At 36.1% G+C, this 16,272-nt stretch carries 15 protein-coding genes; 1 reads left to right on the top strand and 14 read right to left on the bottom strand.

Annotated features, from left to right (window positions below; genetic code table 11):
- Positions 1–4 precede the first annotated feature (4 nt).
- From murJ to P6936_RS04350, 14 genes are all read right to left on the bottom strand, one after another.
- On the bottom strand, positions 5–1,528 hold the full coding sequence (gene murJ, locus P6936_RS04415) for a murein biosynthesis integral membrane protein MurJ (RefSeq protein WP_276880957.1): 1,524 nt from the start codon (positions 1,526–1,528) through the stop codon (positions 5–7).
- 67 nt (positions 1,529–1,595) lie between these two features.
- Positions 1,596–3,251 carry an amino acid ABC transporter ATP-binding/permease protein gene (locus P6936_RS04410; RefSeq protein ID WP_276880956.1) on the bottom strand — a complete coding sequence of 552 codons (1,656 nt, stop codon included), beginning with the start codon at positions 3,249–3,251 and terminating at the stop codon, positions 1,596–1,598.
- Entirely contained in the window at positions 3,241–4,977 is a 1,737-nt protein-coding gene (locus P6936_RS04405; RefSeq protein WP_276880955.1) for an ABC transporter ATP-binding protein/permease, read from the bottom strand. The genes P6936_RS04410 and P6936_RS04405 overlap by 11 nt, the downstream gene beginning before the upstream one ends.
- A 289-nt stretch (positions 4,978–5,266) precedes the next feature.
- Positions 5,267–6,793, bottom strand: a complete 1,527-nt coding sequence (locus P6936_RS04400; protein ID WP_004836902.1) for a 4Fe-4S dicluster domain-containing protein — start codon at positions 6,791–6,793, stop codon at positions 5,267–5,269.
- A gap of 17 nt (positions 6,794–6,810) precedes the next feature.
- Complete coding sequence (locus tag P6936_RS04395) at positions 6,811–7,092, bottom strand: hypothetical protein (protein WP_004836901.1); 282 nt, start codon at positions 7,090–7,092, stop codon at positions 6,811–6,813.
- A 72-nt stretch (positions 7,093–7,164) separates the two neighbouring features.
- The gene (locus P6936_RS04390) at positions 7,165–8,790 is read right to left on the bottom strand and encodes a sensor histidine kinase (protein WP_276880954.1); all 1,626 of its coding nucleotides are present in this window, start codon (positions 8,788–8,790) and stop codon (positions 7,165–7,167) included.
- The gene (locus P6936_RS04385; RefSeq protein WP_004836899.1) at positions 8,787–9,446 is read right to left on the bottom strand and encodes a response regulator transcription factor; all 660 of its coding nucleotides are present in this window, start codon (positions 9,444–9,446) and stop codon (positions 8,787–8,789) included. Before P6936_RS04385 ends, P6936_RS04390 begins: the two co-directional genes overlap by 4 nt.
- Entirely contained in the window at positions 9,447–10,064 is a 618-nt protein-coding gene (locus tag P6936_RS04380) for a phosphate signaling complex PhoU family protein (protein WP_276880953.1), read from the bottom strand.
- A 1-nt stretch (position 10,065) separates the two neighbouring features.
- Positions 10,066–10,857: a phosphate ABC transporter ATP-binding protein PstB gene (gene pstB / locus P6936_RS04375; RefSeq protein ID WP_276880952.1), complete on the bottom strand. Its 792-nt coding sequence runs from the start codon at positions 10,855–10,857 to the stop codon at positions 10,066–10,068.
- 20 nt (positions 10,858–10,877) lie between these two features.
- Complete coding sequence (gene pstA / locus P6936_RS04370; RefSeq protein ID WP_276880951.1) at positions 10,878–11,690, bottom strand: phosphate ABC transporter permease PstA; 813 nt, start codon at positions 11,688–11,690, stop codon at positions 10,878–10,880.
- A gap of 9 nt (positions 11,691–11,699) precedes the next feature.
- Complete coding sequence (gene pstC, locus P6936_RS04365; RefSeq protein ID WP_276880950.1) at positions 11,700–12,563, bottom strand: phosphate ABC transporter permease subunit PstC; 864 nt, start codon at positions 12,561–12,563, stop codon at positions 11,700–11,702.
- Position 12,564: 1 nt separating this feature from the next.
- Complete coding sequence (locus P6936_RS04360) at positions 12,565–13,491, bottom strand: substrate-binding domain-containing protein (protein ID WP_276880949.1); 927 nt, start codon at positions 13,489–13,491, stop codon at positions 12,565–12,567.
- 186 nt (positions 13,492–13,677) lie between these two features.
- Entirely contained in the window at positions 13,678–13,920 is a 243-nt protein-coding gene (locus P6936_RS04355) for a DUF3343 domain-containing protein (protein WP_276880948.1), read from the bottom strand.
- 1 nt (position 13,921) lies between these two features.
- Complete coding sequence (locus tag P6936_RS04350; RefSeq protein ID WP_060929446.1) at positions 13,922–15,070, bottom strand: aminotransferase class V-fold PLP-dependent enzyme; 1,149 nt, start codon at positions 15,068–15,070, stop codon at positions 13,922–13,924.
- 184 nt (positions 15,071–15,254) lie between these two features.
- Between P6936_RS04350 and selD the strand changes: the two genes are divergently transcribed.
- On the top strand, positions 15,255–16,268 hold the full coding sequence (gene selD / locus P6936_RS04345) for a selenide, water dikinase SelD (protein WP_004836886.1): 1,014 nt from the start codon (positions 15,255–15,257) through the stop codon (positions 16,266–16,268).
- Positions 16,269–16,272 lie beyond the last annotated feature (4 nt).

Below are 16,272 nucleotides of genomic sequence, written 5' to 3'. Positions count from 1 at the left end.
TTTTTTATTTTCTTTTTATCTTGTGATATATTTTGTTGCTTGCTATCATTACTTCTGGGATTCTTGCAATTAAGATTAGGATAGCATAGATTAGCATAGCTAGTATTATTGCTCCAAACAAGGCTAGTAGCCTAGATGTATGAGCCGCTAGGAAGTTGTTTGATTTTACAGCTACAAGGGACATTATGGCTGTGATTATGCATATCTTGATTATGGATATGATGGAAGTTTTGAAGTTAAAGCTTCCAAATTTTTTCCTAAATTGATATGCCATAAGGATAGTTCCTACTGCTGTTGATAGGACAGTAGCATAAGCAAGACCCCTGATGCCGAAGAATTTAATTAGGATTAGGTTAAAGATTACATTTAGCCCTTGTTGGATCAGTACGACTATTACTGGTGTTTTGGAATCTCCAACTGCATAAAAGCCCCTATCTATTACATCTATCATGGATTGGAAGATGTTGTTTGGTGCATAGGCTGCTACAAGGATTGCTACGGCTATGGTATCTTCCCTGGTGAAGGCATTTCTTTCGAATATTACTCCTATTACTGGCTCTGCCAAGACAGCCATGCCTATACTTGCAGGTATTACCAAAAGCATGGTGGATACGACAGATGAGCTGATGGATTTTTTCATCTTTTCTATCTGACCACTTGCTCCAAGCTCGGCTATGGTTGGAAATAGGGCTGTAGTTATTGAGATTGTTATAATTCCTGTTATCATTGTTAGCATGGTCTTTGAGTAAAAGAGCTTTGATATGGAAGCCTTACCAAAGAAAGCTGATGCCATGGAATTATCTATTATTATAGAAATTTCTCCGGCAGCTGATGATAGGATGATAGGAACTGCAACAAGCATAAGACTTCTTACATATTTGTTGTGGATGTCTAAGATTTTCTTGTGCTTATAGCCTTTCTTTCTTGCTGCTCGTGGGAATAGGATATACTGGAGAGTGTTTCCCAAAAGGGCTCCTATAATTAGCATGTAAGGATTTTTGGTAAGTCCTGTAAGGATTGTGAAGGCAATTATTATTATATTCATGATGATGCCTGTTATGGCAGGATCAAAGAAATTGCCCTTTAAGTTTAGATATCCTCTAAATACTGCTGAGTATAGGTAGGCAAAGACTGCAAACATCATTATTCTTGTGTAGTTAGTCGCAAGATCTAGGGACTGGCCCGATAGGTCTGGCGAAAGGATTTTAGAAAATGGTCTTGCAAGTATTATGCCGAATACGACTGCGAATACTCCAAAGACCATCAAGATGTTTAGGATATTTGATGTAAAGTCCTCTGCTGCTTTTTCTCCTTCTTCCTTCTTGGCCTTATTATAAATTGGTATAAAGCCTGAAATAATCCCAACTGCCACAAAGTTTGCTATTACAACTGGAAGGGTGTTGGCAGTGGTGTATATACTTTTTAAATCACTTGCTCCAATGTAGGAAGCCATTACAGCTTCTCTCAGAAAACCGAATATCTTAGATACAACGGTTACAATCATGAGCATGATAGTAGTTTGACCCATAGTTACCTCTCTTTTTTTCTTATCTCCTTAATTATATCATTAAGATTGATAAAGACAAATAAGGCTTCTAGGATTTCCTTCTATCTCCTACTTTTATTTTTTGATCAGCTATGGATAAGCTTGATAGGCTGTGGGATACTAGTAGGATGGTCTTGTCCTTGGAGGATTCTTTGATTGATTTTAGAATTATTATCTCATTTAGGATATCAAGATTGCTGGTTGGTTCATCAAAGAGCATAAGCTCTGAATCGTGGAGGAAGGCACGAGCGACTCCAATCCTTTGTCTTTCTCCAGCAGAAAGTCCACTGCCCACTTCTCCTGCAAGGCTTTTGTAAGAGTTTGGTAGGGAAACTATAAAGTCGTGGATGGATGCTTTCTTTGAAGCTTCGATTATTTCTTCTTTTGTTGCATCAAGCTTGGCAAGTCTTATGTTATCTTCTATACTTATATTGAAAATATATGTGTCTTGGGCCAAAAGACTTTGCATTTTTCTTAGATTTTTGCTAGGGATATTTTTTATGTTCTCATCATTTATGCTTATTTCTCCCTTATCGACATCCCAAAATCTCATCAAAAGCCTTAGGATAGTCGATTTACCGCAACCGCTTTTCCCATAAAGTCCTAGAATCTTGCCTTTTTCTATAGGAAGAGAAAAGTCTTTTATGATTTCTTCATTCTTGTAGGCAAAGGAAATGTTTTTTATATTAGCCTTAATGAAATCTTCCCCTTGTCTATCTTCTAGATTTTCTTCTACTATTGGGCTTTCTTCAAGGAGGTCTAGAAGTCTATCGGCACTAGCAAGGCTAAAGGCTAAGAAGTTCCCAAGATTGGCTAGGGCTATGAAGGGGCCAAAACTTGATAGGATAGAAAGACTTGCAAGGATTATTGCATAAAGTCCTATGATTTGTTTCTTGTATAGGTAGATGGATAGGATAAGCATGGCAAGGCTTGATAAAAGGACAAGTCCAGTCGTTAGGGCTTCTTGGAGGGATTTTATTTTATTTATTTTATAATCTACCTCCTTCAAAGCTCTAGATTTTTCTATTAATTTTTCCTTAGTTTCTTCTTTTAACTTAAATTGCTTTACTTCATAAAGATTTCTAATTCTTTCTAGAACAAAGGAGTTAAGCTCTCCAGTCTTATTTCTACTAAGAAGGCCTAGGTCTTTGTTTAATTTTCCTATATAGAGAGGAATTATACATCCTATGGATAGATAGGCTAGGAAGGCTAGACCTGCTTGGTAGATACTAAGGCGACTGATAAAGATTAGCATAAAAATCATGTAGCAGATGGCTATGGCTATAGGCGAAATCGTGTGGGCATAAAAGACTTCTAGTAGCTCGACATCTGATGTGATAAGGCTTATTAGTTTGCCCCTTTCCTTTGTACATAGCTTGGCTGGTGCAAGCTTTCTCATTTTTTTAAAAACTAGATGTCTAATCTTTGCCAAGATTTTGAAGGCTAGGTAGTGGTTTAGGTATTGCTCTATATAGTGAAAGATTCCCCTAAAGACAGCAATACTTAGAATCACTTTTATAAAAAAGTAAAAATTTGCTCCTTTAATTATGGCAAGAAGACCAAAGCCTGCAAATATTGTAACGAAGCTTGCACACAAGTGGCCAAGACTTCCTATAAAAACTGCTAGAATCATAAGGGGATACAAATCACCCACAAGACTTAGCATATTTTTCATTATCAGAAAACCGCTCCTTCTATTTTTCATAGTCTACCCCCTTTATATAATTAACAAGTTCTTCTTGCTTATCAAAAATTTCCCTATAAGACTTAGAATTTCTATAAAGTTCTTCGTGGCTTCCGAAGGATTTTATTTGACCCTTCTCCATAAAGTAAATCCTCTTGGAAGCTGTAAGATTTATTAGCTTATGCGAAATCATTAAGACCGCCTTATCCTCGCTTAGTTTTTTGATGATTTTCATAATTTTTTCTTCGTTTACACAGTCGATATTGCTTGTAGCTTCGTCAAAGATATAGAGGAGTCCATCAGCCAAAAATGCCCTAGCAAGGACTAGCCTCTGCCTTTGACCTCCCGATAGATTAGAAGAATTTTCCAAAATTTGAGTATCAAGGCCTGCTTCTTGGTCAAAAAATTCGTAAAGATTGACCTCCTTTAGGACCTTGATTAGATCTTGGTCTTTTAGTTTTGGATTAGCGATAAGGAGATTTTCCCTGAGGCTTCCCTTAAAGAGTTTTTGGTCAAAGTCAACTCTTATGATTTTCTCATGCAAATCTTTTGGGTCAAGCTTACTTTTCTCCTTACCATTTACGAGGATTGCCCCCTCATATTTTAAGGTCATGTCTGTAAGAAGTCTTGCTATGGTTGATTTGCCAGACCCACTTAGACCGACTAGACTTATAAATTCTCCACTTTTAAGGTCGATATTTATGGCATCCAAGATTTTTCTATCATTATTATAAGAAAAACTTACATTTTTTAGGCTAATAGCTATATTATCATCCTTTATTTTTTCGCCACCCTCTTTAGGACTTTCACAATCGATAAGGGCCATAAGTTTATTTGAAGCTGCGATTCCATTCATTGCTATATGGAAAAATGAACCCAAAAGCCTTAGAGGAAGGAAGAACTCGCTTGCCAAAAGACTAATAAAAATTAGAGCAAAAATCGTAATATTTCCCTGGGCAAATTCTATTAAGGCTATCGAAATACCAAGGCCTGCTCCACCATAGGCTATTATGTCCATGATTGAAGTTGAGTTTAATTGCATTACAAGAACCCTCATGGTCGCCTTCCTAAACTTTTCTGCAAAATCATCCATCAAATCTTGCCTATAAGCATCTGACCCATAGACTTTAAGCTCTGTTAGGCCTTCGAGATTTTCTAAGAAGATATCAGAAAGGGTCGTATAGGAAGTCCAGTAGTTACCCAAAAGTTTCTTGGCGATTTTTTGGACAAGAACTATGGATATCGGTATTAGAGGAACGCAAATCAAAAGGATAAGTGATGCCTTTAGGCTTATAAAAGAAATTAGTGCAAAAACTACAAGAGCTGATGACAAGCTGTAATAAAGCTGAGGTAAGTAGGAAGTAAAATATATTTCCAATTGATCGACACCCTCGACAGCTAATTGCAAGAGTGAGGATGTGGAAAGGGATCTTTTGTAATCAAGACCATCGTCCATTAGCTTATCAAAAATCATAAGCCTCATCTTCTCCTTTAGCTTCATTGTAGAGATAAAAGAAATATCTGACACCTTGTACTGACTATAAACCCTTAGACCTATAAAAACTAGGCCTAGGGCTAGGTATTTGGGATAATCAATTGGCCTATCTTCAAAAATCCTCCCTATACAATCACTAATAAGATAAAAAATTCCTATCTGCATTAAGAGAGACAGATATCTAAAAAACAAATTTGCAAAAAGATATTTTTTGTCAGTAGCTAAAAGTTTAGCAAGCTTTTTGTTAATCATAAGAACTCCTTTAAAATATTGAACTTTGTTCATGTATAGCAGACTTGGCCTTAGTAAAATATTCAAATGGTTAATTATACTTACTGACCTTAAATACTGAACATTGTTCGTTTACTTAATTCTATCATATTAACTAAAGGATTGCAATTGATTTTCACTCTCGAGTTTAAACTAGACCCTCCACCGAATCAGGGCTAGGATAAGTTATTTTTCTGTAATGGCCCTTTTAGCAAAGAAAAACTCAACCCAAAAGTAAGTCTTCCTAGCTTCTTTCGAGTTGAGTTATTAATTATTTTTGTAATTTGCTATCGTCTGGTCTATCTTCTTGAGGTATGTGTTCGTTTTCTGCTGGTGATTTGTAGATTGACTTACTAGCGAAAGCCTTGACAGCCTTGCCTGTTTTATTTTCTGCAACTACAGTACCAGGACCACCAACGCAACCACCCAAGCATGCCATTCCTTCGATTAGCTTGCCATTCATCTTGCCAAGCTTAGCCATTCTTGCAAGCTTAACGCAATTGTCAAGCCCTTCTGCTGCTTCTACATTTACTGCTATGTCTGGATTGATTTCGTTTATTCTTCTTTTTACAGCTTCAGCAACTCCACCGCTTACGGCGTAAAATCTTCCTGTTTCTGATGCATCCATCATTGGTTCATCAACTTCTATTTCTGATGGCTCGATACCCTTAGCAAGGAACATTCCTAAAAGTTCTTCGTAGGTTATAACGAAGTCAATTACTTCTGCTACTTCTTCTTCTAGGGCTTCAAGCTTCTTTGATATACATGGTCCTATGAAAACTACTTCGCAGTTTGGGTCACGTTTTTTCATTTGCTTGCCAGAATAAATCATTGGTGTTGATGATTCTGAAATCTTGTCATTTATGTCAGGGAATTGCTTTCTAACCATGGACTTCCATGAGAAACAACAACTTGTACCCATAAAAGGAATCTCTCCTGTTGGAACTTGTTCTAGGAATTCGTGAGCTTCGTTCATGGTTGTAAGGTCAGCCCCAAGGCCTACTTCTATTACATCATCAAAGCCTAGTTGTTTAATGGCTTCTCTGATTTGTTCAGGACTTACATGGGCACCAAATTGACCTACAAAGGAAGGAGCTACTATGGCATAGACTTTCCTTTCAGATTGTAGGGATTTGATAAGTTGGTAGATCTCGCTCTTATCAGAAATTGCTCCAAATGGGCAGGATATTATACATCTACCACAGGCTACACACTTATCTTCGTTAATATCAGCTCTGCCTAGATCATCTGAGCTTATAGCTTTAACTCCACAAGACTCTGCGCATGGTCTTTTTTGGTGGTTTATGGCATGATATGGACAAGCATCAACACACTTGCCACATTTTATACATTTGTCTTGATCTATATAAGCACCCTTAGCTGAGTAGCTAACAGCATTTTTTGGGCAGACATTAACACAAGGATGGCCTATACAAGCGTGACATTGGTCAGTTACAGTTACCTTGTTTTCTGGGCAGGCTTCGCAGGCAATCTTGATAACAGAAACTAGAGGTGGATTGTAGATTCTCCTATCATAATCCATTGAGTCTAGACCATCTGTTACAGCGTCTGTATTTGCAGCAGTTCTAGCATCAAGACCTATACACATTCTAAGTCTTTCTCCCATTACTGCTCTTTCTCTAAAAATATTTTCTCTGTACTTTGCCTCTTCACCAGGAAGAATATCGTATATTTCAAGAGCTATGTCAGTGATTGGTCTATCTTCATAGGCAATCTTTGCTACTGCTTCGAAGGCCATTCTTCTGATGTTGAGTATATCTATGTATGATTCTTTCATTATTTATCCTCTTTTTGCTACTTATGTGGTTTTAATTTATCAAACATCATCTCCATCATTACTTCAGGCTTAGCCTTCTTAATATATGTATCGTCAATTTTTACTAATGGAGCATTTTTTGATGGGTTGTCAATTTCATTCATTATATTTTCATAAACTATCTCTATTTCAGGAACATCGCTAAGACCTTCCAGCTTGTAAGCATAGGCTATATCAGTCTTAACTATATTTGCTGAATCATAAAGAAAATCATTTCCATGGGCAGTGCATCTTGCACAAGAACATATAGTTACTTTCATAATTTCCCTCCAATATTATCGTTAGTTAGATTGTATCAAATTTAACAGGATAAAGCAATTAATTTTCATATCTTATAAATTTATGATGATTTTAAAAGTTGTACCCAGACCTAGCTTGCTTGTAAGTGCAAGCTTTATACCTAGATGATCTGCTATGTGCTTAGCAATTGAAAGGCCAAGTCCTGTCGATTCTTGATCCCTCTTTCTTGCCTTATCAACTACATAGAACCTCTCAAAAATTCTAGGTATATCTTTTTGACTTATTCCTACCCCAGTGTCTTTGATAAATATAGTTAGTTTTTTATCTAATAAGATAGATGAAATTTCTATTTTTCCTCCCTCCAAAGTATATTTTATAGCATTTTCGTAAATATTTGAGATTAGGTCGGTAAAAAGAGATAGTGATGTCTTTATCTTAAAGGATGTAAGCTTGTTTGTAACTTCCAAATTTTTATCATCAGACTTTTTTCTATAATTTTCTATTATGGAGTCTACTATATCTTTTATATCAAGCTTGACATAGTCATTTTCTTTGTCATCTTCATCAAGTCTAGATAATTTTAGGATATCATCGATTATATGTAGGAGTCTGTTACCTTCTTTGTAGATGATTTTGCCAAAGCTTCTTATATCTTCCTTTTTGGCTATGCCAGTTGCTATCAATTCTGCATAGCCATTTATGCTTGTTAGTGGACTTTTTAGTTCGTGGCTTACATTGGCAGAAAATTCCCTTCTCATTAGCTCAGCCTTCCTTGTTTCTGAGTTATCAAGAATTATTAGGACAAAACCCCTAGGCTTGGTGTCAATAATTGGGTCGATGAAAATTTTTAGGTTGAAGTTATTTACATCAAGGACTAGGGATCTGCTTTTTTGACTTTTGAGGGTTTCATCTATGGCCTTTTTGTATTGTTCATCATCTATAAGGTCCATAAAGGAAAGGTAACTTTCCTTATCAAGGTATTTTTTGGCAGCTGTATTCATGATTTCAATTTTGCCATCTTCATCACAGATAACTAGGCCCTCTTGCATATTTTCTGTTATATTAATAATTTCCTTGAAGTTTCTGGCATAGAGGTCTACTTCTTTCCTTAATTCTTTTTTGGATGAGATTAGATTTTTAAAATATGGCCTAAGTTCCTCATAAGCTGGATCAAGGCTTGAAAAATCATAATTTTCATCAAGGCGACTAAGGCCTTTGATGTAAGTGTCAACCATAGTTGAAGAGATGAATTTTATAAGGCCAAAAATTAAGATGTAAAGCAAGAGATAAAGAGAAATAATTCTACCGTCAAAGAAATCGAGGATAGTATTGTTTGACTTAATCATAAGGTTATTATTCCCTCCGATATAGTAGGCAGTGTTTAGGGAATCGTCTAGCTTGTAGTCGATTTTTTGAGTTTTTTCCCTATTGTTTATCTTGACCTTATCAATTTTTAGTTCGTTTTTTGACCTAAAGATGATATTTTTATCATCGTCAAAATAAATCAATTTATAGGAAGGATAGGCTTTCTCAAAATCACTCAAGATTCCTATATCCCTTGTTTTTAACTCATAGAAAAGAAAGCCCAAAGAATTCCTCATGAATTCATTTTGAGCTTTTATCTTTTCCCTAAAGGATATGCTGATATTTATAAAGAATGTCAAAAGCAAGATTAAGCTAAATATTTTAACCATGCTTTTCTCTAGTAAATTTTTCATATTTCTCCAAACCTATAGCCTAAGTTTCTAACTGTTTCTATGTACTTGCCACTTTCTTTAAGCTTAGCCCTAAGGCTTGCTATATGAACATCGACAGTCCTTGTTTCTCCTTCATAATCATAGCCCCAAATCTTTAGGAGGAAGTCATCTCGGCTTATGACATTTCCTATATTTGATAAAAATAAAAGTAACATCTCAAATTCCTTGTAGGTGAGATCGACCTTTTCTCCCTTGACCTTAACTGAGCGTTTTTTGGTATTTAATCTTACTTCCTTGTAGCTTATATGGTCAGTATCTTTTTTATTGCTACGCCTTAATACTGCCTTGACCCTGCTTAAAAATTCAAGGATAGAAAAAGGCTTGGTTATATAATCATCAGCTCCAAGGTCTAGACCCATGACTTTGTCAAATTCATCGCTTTTTGCTGTTAGCATTATTATTGGCAGATTGGAAAACTGTCTAATCTCTTTGAGGATACTAATTCCGTCTTTTTCAGGAAGCATAATATCAAGAATCAAAAGATCGCAAGGCTTATCTTTTACTTCCCTAACAATTTCACTTCCATCTTCGAAAGATTTCATTTCATAGCCCTTTTCCCTTAGGGCATATTCTAGCAAGTTTCTAATAGACTTATCATCTTCTACTACATAAATCATCTACAACCTCGTTGCCAAATCACCAACTCTAGCGAGCCTATCTCCTAACCTTTCAAAATATTTGTAAAGAAGAACTTTTTCTGCAAGTTCTACAGGACTTATCAAGTCATTCTTATTTTCCCTAGCAATAAATTCTACTGCATCTTTGAACAAATCATTGTTAATCTTATCAGCTTCTATGGTTTTTCTAGCAAGCTTTTTATCAATTTCTATGAAAGAATCAATAGAGTCAATAGCCATCTTTTTTTCATTTTCTATTAGCTTATTGACATAGTCTTTTTCACTCTCATTTAGTGAGTAGTCCATCAAAATCAAAGAAATTTGCTCGAAGTGGCCCCCTATCCTCTTGTAGGAAGAAGCAAGCTTCATTGCCATCTGCAAAAGCTTTAAGTCCTTGGCAACTGGCTGTTGGAGGGCCATAAGCTCATAGCTTAATCTTTCCAAACTAGTAGCCTTCCTTCTGATATCTTCTTTGATATCAAGTATATCTTTTAGGATAGCTTCATCGGATTTTTCTATATATTGGCTAAGCTTATCATAGGAGGAACTTACATAAGCCATGATTTCTTTTGAGATGGACTTTACTTGCTCTAAGTCTTCCTTAAATCTTTCTCTCATATCAACCAAACCTTCCTGTTATATAATCTTCTGTTCTCTTATCTTTTGGATTTTCAAAAATGTCTATAGTATCCGCCATCTCAACGACCTCTCCAGTTAAGAAAAAGGCCGTTTGATCTGAGATTCTAGCTGCTTGTTGCATATTATGGGTTACTATAACTATAGTGTATTCGTTCTTTAATCCATCCATCAAATCTTCGATAGCTGATGTTGATATAGGATCTAGGGCACTTGTTGGCTCATCCATCAAAATTATCTTAGGATTTACCGAAAGGGTCCTAGCTATGCAGATTCTTTGTTGTTGACCACCAGAAAATGCTAGGGCATTTTGATTTAGCTTATCTTTAACTTCATCCCAAATTGCCGCAGCTTTCAGTGATTTTTCAACTATATAATCTAGCTCATCCTTATTTTTGATTCCAGAAATCTTTGGTCCATAGCTTATATTATCATAAATAGACTTAGAAAAAGGGTTTGGTGCTTGAAAAACCATTCCCACCTTTCTTCTTAATTGTACTACATCCACATCTTTTTTGTAGATATCTTCACCATCTATAGTAATAAGTCCGTCAATTTTGCAAGCATCTACCAAATCATTCATCCTATTAAAACAACGAAGCATAGTAGACTTTCCACAACCAGATGGGCCTATGAAGGCAGTAACCCTTCCCTTTTTTATATCCATATTTATATTTTTTAGAGCCTTAAAATCTCCATAGTAAAGGTCTAAATCTTTAACCCCTATGGATGTATCTCCTATATTTTTTGTGATTGTATCTTTCTTATTTTCCATTAATTCTATCCTTTCATCTCCTAGCCTAGGAGTTTTTTGCTGATTTTTACAGATAGGAAGTTAATCCCCATAACAAATACCAAAAGAATAACTGCTGTTGCATAAGCTTCCTTTACATGAAAGCCCTCTGATGCTAGGACATACATGTGAACAGCCATTGTTCTTGCAGAATTAAATAGGCTTTTTGGAATTTGTGCGTCAGTTCCCATGGTATAGATTAAAGCAGCCGATTCTCCTACTATTCTTCCTGTTGATAAAAATATTCCACCCAAGATTCCATCCATGGCTTCAGGCAAAACTACCTTAAAGATAGTTTGAATCTTAGTAGCTCCAAGGGCAAGGGAGGCGTGGGCTTGGAATGGGTTTACAGTTAAAATAGCTTCTTCTGTAGTTCTAATAATAGTTGGTAGAACCATGATAGCTACAGTAAAGCAACCTGCAATAAGGGAAAAACCCATACCAAGCCCTAGACCTGTACTAGTTACAAAGAACAAATATCCAAACAAAGCATAAACTATGGAAGGAATAGAAGAAAGAATTTCTGTGGAAAATCTCACCGCCCTTATAAAAACTTTGTTTTTTGCGTATTGGGATAGGTAGATAGCTGTAAATATTCCTATGGGAAGAGCTATCAATAGGCTAAGAACAATAGTAAAAAAGGTCGAAATCAAGGCTGGTATTATCGAAACATTTTCACTTGTATATTTTAACTTAAAAAGATCTGAACTAATATTAGCTACGCCCTTAAAAAGTATATAGGCAATAATTATTCCGCTCATAGCAAGGGCTAGGGAGGTAAAAATCATTATTAAGGCCTTGTAAGTTTTACTCATAAATAACTCCTAAAATTTCTTCTCATTTTTGTATCTGATTATATTAAATATAATATTGATAAGGAGGATGAAGAAGAAAAGAACCATAGCTGTAGCAATCAAGGCTTGTCTATGTAAGCCAGAAGCATAGCCCATCTCCAAAACTATATTTGTTGTAAGAGTCCTTGCCCCAGTTAGGATGGATCCTGGAAGTCTTGGTTGATTTCCTACTACAAGGTAGACTGCCATAGTCTCTCCTATAGCCCTACCTATGGCAAGAATTATGGAAGAGAAAATCCCACTTTTTGCATAAGGGAGCATTACTTTTTGGATAGTTTCTTCCTTACTTGCACCCAGGGCAAGGGATCCTTGGTAAAAAGTAATCGGTACTTTTCTTAAAGAATTTTCTGAAATATTGACCATAGTTGGAAGAATCATAATAGCAAGAAGGATTGATGCAGTAAGCATGGTCATACCACTTCTTAGACCAAAAAGACTCTTTATTATTGGAACTAAAACCATCATAGCGAAAAAACCATATACAACTGAGGGTATAGCCGCCATGAGATTGATTAATGCTTTAAGTGACGAATAGCTTTTTTTAGCATAATAGGCCATAAATATTGATGTGCCTAAACCAAAAGGAAGAGCTATTAGGGTCGATAAAAAAGTAACAATGATCGATGCTATTATCATTGGGAAAATGCCAAAGTAAGGATTGCTTGCAGTTGGCTTCCACTTAGTACCCGTCAAAAACGGAAGAAGTCCGTAGTCCCTAACAAACTTAATTCCCTCACTGAAAATGAAGAATATAATAAGAAAGATAAGCAATACGGACAAGACTGCTGATAATAGGAAAATTATCTCTCCGATTCTTTCCCTTGTTTTATTCATATTACTTTCCTAACTCACTGGTATTTTTGATAGTACCCTTGAAAATATCTTTTAATTGATCAACACTAACATCATCAAGTTTACTTTCCTTATTGACAACTATGGCTATACCATCTGTTGCAATAACAGAAACTTTAAGCTTGGCCTTTTCTTCATCCTTTAGTTCACGAGAAGCCATAGCTATTTGAGCTGCTCCATCAATACAAGCCTCAATACCTGATGATGAGCCATTGGATTGGATTTCGATTTTAGCATCTGGATTTAGCTTTTGATAAGCCTCTGCCATTTTTTCCATTAGGGGAGTAACTGAAGTAGAACCTGCCACAGTAATAGTTCCCTTAACTCCACTTGCCTCATACTTTTCAGTTTCTTTGATTGGAACGTAGCCTTTTTCCTTAACTATTTTTTGCCCTTGGTCTGATTTAACATATTTTAGGAAGTCCTTAGACAAATCATCAAGTCCAGCTTCCTTGTAAGCTAGGTTAAAGGGCCTAGAAATCTTGTAAGACTTATCTGCTACACTTTCTTCTGTAGCTTCAACACCATCAACCTTTAGGGCCTTAACAGTATCATTCAAAGAACCTAGAGATATATAGCCTATTGCATTAGCATCTTGGCTTACAGTTTGCATAACGCCATTAGTAGAGTTTTGGACCACAGCATCATCAGTAGTCATATCTTCTTTTTTGCCATCTTTTTCTTCCTCAAGACCTACAATTTCAACAAAGGCTCCACGAGTACCAGACCCATCCTCCCTAGAAACTACAGTAAAATCATAATCTGCCTTATCCTTACTAGCTTCATTATTAGCTACTTCCTCTTTAGTATCTTTAGGAGTATCAACTGCCTTATTATCATTTGAGCAAGCAGTAAATAACAAACCAAAAGAAAGAACTCCCACAAGAATCTTTGCATTATTAATTTTCATAAAATCTCCTTATTAAAATCATTTATTTTGTAAGTATATAATACAAGACAATTGTTTAACTTATCTAAAACTCATGTAAAGTTTATGTAAAATATCTTTGCAAAGAAAAGTCTGCCATTAAAAATAAGCATTAAAAAACAAGTAATTTCTTACTTGTCTATTTTTCTAAGAACTAGCTAATTTCCTTTATTTTTTTGCCTTTGGAATCTTTTTTTCTTCTTCAATTTTATATATTTTGGCGTAGTTTATTTGTTTATCAGATAGCCTTGTTTTTGCTTGGTCTTCTTCTAGAGTGGATTTAAAGGCGAGACCGCAGGAGGCTGATAGAAAGTTGGGGATGGGTATTAATTGGCCGGGAAAGTCATTAGCCTTTGCGAAAAGTTCCATCATCATGGCATCTGTTGTTGTGTCGAAGGTTATTACTATCATCTTAATCTCCTAGTATTTCTTTTAGGGCGGCTATTGTTTGATCTATTTCTTCTTTTTCATTGAAGTAGGAGAAGGAAAATCTCACTATGCCGTCTTTTTCTGTACCCAAGGCCTTGTGGGCTAGGGGTGCACAGTGGGCCCCTGCTCTTGTTGATATGTCGTATTTTTCAGCTAGTATTTTAGAGATTTCATCAGATGAAAGTTTCTTTGAGCTGATTGATACTATGCCAGCCCTATTTTCTAAATTGTCATCTCCATAGATTATTATTTGAGGCACTTCTTTTAGTCTTTTTGTAAAGTAGCTTAGGAGATCTTTTTCCTTATCTCTTATTTTGTTAAGGCCTATATCATTTATAAAGTCAAGGCCTGCATTAAGGGAGAGTATGCCATAAGCATTGATTGTTCCTGCTTCAAGGGCTTCGGGCATCTTGGTAGGATGGCTTTTGTCGAAGGAATTTATGCCTGAGCCACCAACTTTGATAGGTCTTGGATTTAGACCCTCCCTAACATATATGCCCCCTATGCCTTGGATGGCGAAAAGGGATTTATGACCTGTAAAGCACAAGACGTCGATTCCATATTTTTCTACATCTATGTCCAAAAGTCCTGCACTTTGGGCAGAATCTACAATTAGGATGAGGCCATGGGCTTTGGCAAAGGTAGAAATTCTTCTAAGGTCGGTGATGTTGCCACTTAGGTTTGAGACATGACTTATTACTATGGCCCTGGTATTTTCTTTTAGCAAGTCTTCTAGGCTATCAAGGTCTAATATAGCCCTAATCCTTTTGTCTTTTTTTATATCTATGTAAGAGATGGTAGTTCCCTTAGCCTCCTTTAGATAGAGGGGTCTTAGGACTGAGTTATGTTCCATCACGCTTGTTATGACATGACTTTCCCCATCTATGAAAGAAGAAATTGCAATGTTTAAGGCTTCTGTTGCGTTGTTGGTGAAGGAAATTCTTCTCGGGTCTTTGATATTAAAAAACTTGGCAAGCTTAATCCTTGTTTCAAGAACCATCCTTGAAGTTTCTAGGCTGATTTTATTGAAACCCCTAGAAGGATTGCCAATTTTGTTAAAATTTTCCATAAGCCTATCCCTAACTAGGTCTGGCTTAATAAGACTTGTCGCTGCATTATCTAAGTAAATCATGATAACTCCCTTCTAATAAAGCTTTTCCAAGACTATTATCTAATATATACTAGGCTTTGTCAATCGTTATCTTTAAGCCATCTAGCTGTATTTCCCTCTACTTAGAAAAGTTTATAAGTTTTTGTGAAAACATTTTTCTGTTTGTTTTTAAAAAATATTCGGTAAAATATTAATAGGAGGTTTTATGAAAAACTTAGAAGTGTGCGGTGGATGTAATGCAAAAATCTCCGCCGGCAATTTGGATAAATTGCTTTTTGATATTAAACCCTACAAGAGAGCTGACATCCTTGTCGGCTTTGACAAGAAGGATGATGCAGCAGTTATTGATATTGATGGAGAAACTTGCGTGATTCAGACCTTGGATTTTTTTCCAACTATGGTAGAAGACCCCTATCTTTTTGGTCAGATTGCAGCAGCCAACGCCCTAAGCGATGTCTATGCTATGGGTGGCGAAGTCCTTTGTGCCCTTAATATTGTTACTTTTCCTCTAGAAGAGGATTTTTCCATCCTAAAGGAAATCCTTCGTGGTGGTAATGATAAGGTTTGCGAAGCTAAGGCTAGCCTTACTGGTGGTCATTCCATCCACGATAAGACTATTAAATATGGTCTTTCTGTTACAGGCAAGGTCAATAAAAAGGATATTTGGCAAAACAACACTCCCCAAGATAAGGATGTAATTTTGCTTACAAAAAAATTAGGTACAGGTCTTCTTACAGCGAATTTCGCCCAGGGTCTTGTTAAAGAAGCGGACTTTTTGGCTTGCACAGAGCAAATGGCAAGGCTAAATAAGTACGCAAGAGATATTTTTGTAAAGTATGATATCCATGCAGCAACGGATATTACAGGCTTCGGCCTTTTAGGGCACTTATCTGAGATGGCAGGAGATGATTTTTCTATAGTTATTGATAGCAAGAAAGTCCCTATCCTTAGACCAAGTCTTGACCTTGCGAGAGATTTCCTTTACACCTCAGGAGGACAGAATAATAGGAATTTCCTAGCTGATAAGCTAGAATTTATGATTGATGATTTTGCCATGGAGGAAGTTCTCTTCGACCCTCAAACTTCTGGTGGTCTTTGTGTAGCAGTTGGTGAAAAAGAAGCAGAAAAAATTATAGAAGAATTTAGGGAAAATGATATGGATATTTGGCAAATCGGCCGAGTAATGAAGAAAAGATCCTACGCCCTAATTGTAAAATAAAGGA

This window comes from Anaerococcus tetradius, assembly GCF_947087635.1.
Lineage (GTDB): Bacteria > Bacillota > Clostridia > Tissierellales > Peptoniphilaceae > Anaerococcus > Anaerococcus tetradius.
The sequence above is the reverse complement of the archived record's forward strand: the minus strand, read 5'-3'. Positions and strand labels throughout refer to the sequence as shown.

Excerpts from the sequence above, each read along its gene's own strand:
- pstB (WP_276880952.1), bottom strand. The coding sequence starts at position 10,857 with ATGGAAAATAAGAAAGATACAATCACAAAAAATATAGGAGATACATCC.
- P6936_RS04400 (WP_004836902.1), bottom strand. The coding sequence starts at position 6,793 with ATGAAAGAATCATACATAGATATACTCAACATCAGAAGAATGGCCTTC.
- pstC (WP_276880950.1), bottom strand. The coding sequence starts at position 12,563 with ATGAATAAAACAAGGGAAAGAATCGGAGAGATAATTTTCCTATTATCA.
- murJ (WP_276880957.1), bottom strand. The coding sequence starts at position 1,528 with ATGGGTCAAACTACTATCATGCTCATGATTGTAACCGTTGTATCTAAG.
- selD (WP_004836886.1), top strand. The coding sequence starts at position 15,255 with ATGAAAAACTTAGAAGTGTGCGGTGGATGTAATGCAAAAATCTCCGCC.
- P6936_RS04395 (WP_004836901.1), bottom strand. The coding sequence starts at position 7,092 with ATGAAAGTAACTATATGTTCTTGTGCAAGATGCACTGCCCATGGAAAT.
- P6936_RS04350 (WP_060929446.1), bottom strand. The coding sequence starts at position 15,070 with ATGATTTACTTAGATAATGCAGCGACAAGTCTTATTAAGCCAGACCTA.
- P6936_RS04360 (WP_276880949.1), bottom strand. The coding sequence starts at position 13,491 with ATGAAAATTAATAATGCAAAGATTCTTGTGGGAGTTCTTTCTTTTGGT.
- P6936_RS04405 (WP_276880955.1), bottom strand. The coding sequence starts at position 4,977 with ATGATTAACAAAAAGCTTGCTAAACTTTTAGCTACTGACAAAAAATAT.
- P6936_RS04385 (WP_004836899.1), bottom strand. The coding sequence starts at position 9,446 with ATGATTTATGTAGTAGAAGATGATAAGTCTATTAGAAACTTGCTAGAA.
- P6936_RS04390 (WP_276880954.1), bottom strand. The coding sequence starts at position 8,790 with ATGAAAAATTTACTAGAGAAAAGCATGGTTAAAATATTTAGCTTAATC.
- P6936_RS04380 (WP_276880953.1), bottom strand. The coding sequence starts at position 10,064 with ATGAGAGAAAGATTTAAGGAAGACTTAGAGCAAGTAAAGTCCATCTCA.
- P6936_RS04355 (WP_276880948.1), bottom strand. The coding sequence starts at position 13,920 with ATGATAGTAATAACCTTCGACACAACAACAGATGCCATGATGATGGAA.
- pstA (WP_276880951.1), bottom strand. The coding sequence starts at position 11,690 with ATGAGTAAAACTTACAAGGCCTTAATAATGATTTTTACCTCCCTAGCC.
- P6936_RS04410 (WP_276880956.1), bottom strand. The coding sequence starts at position 3,251 with ATGAAAAATAGAAGGAGCGGTTTTCTGATAATGAAAAATATGCTAAGT.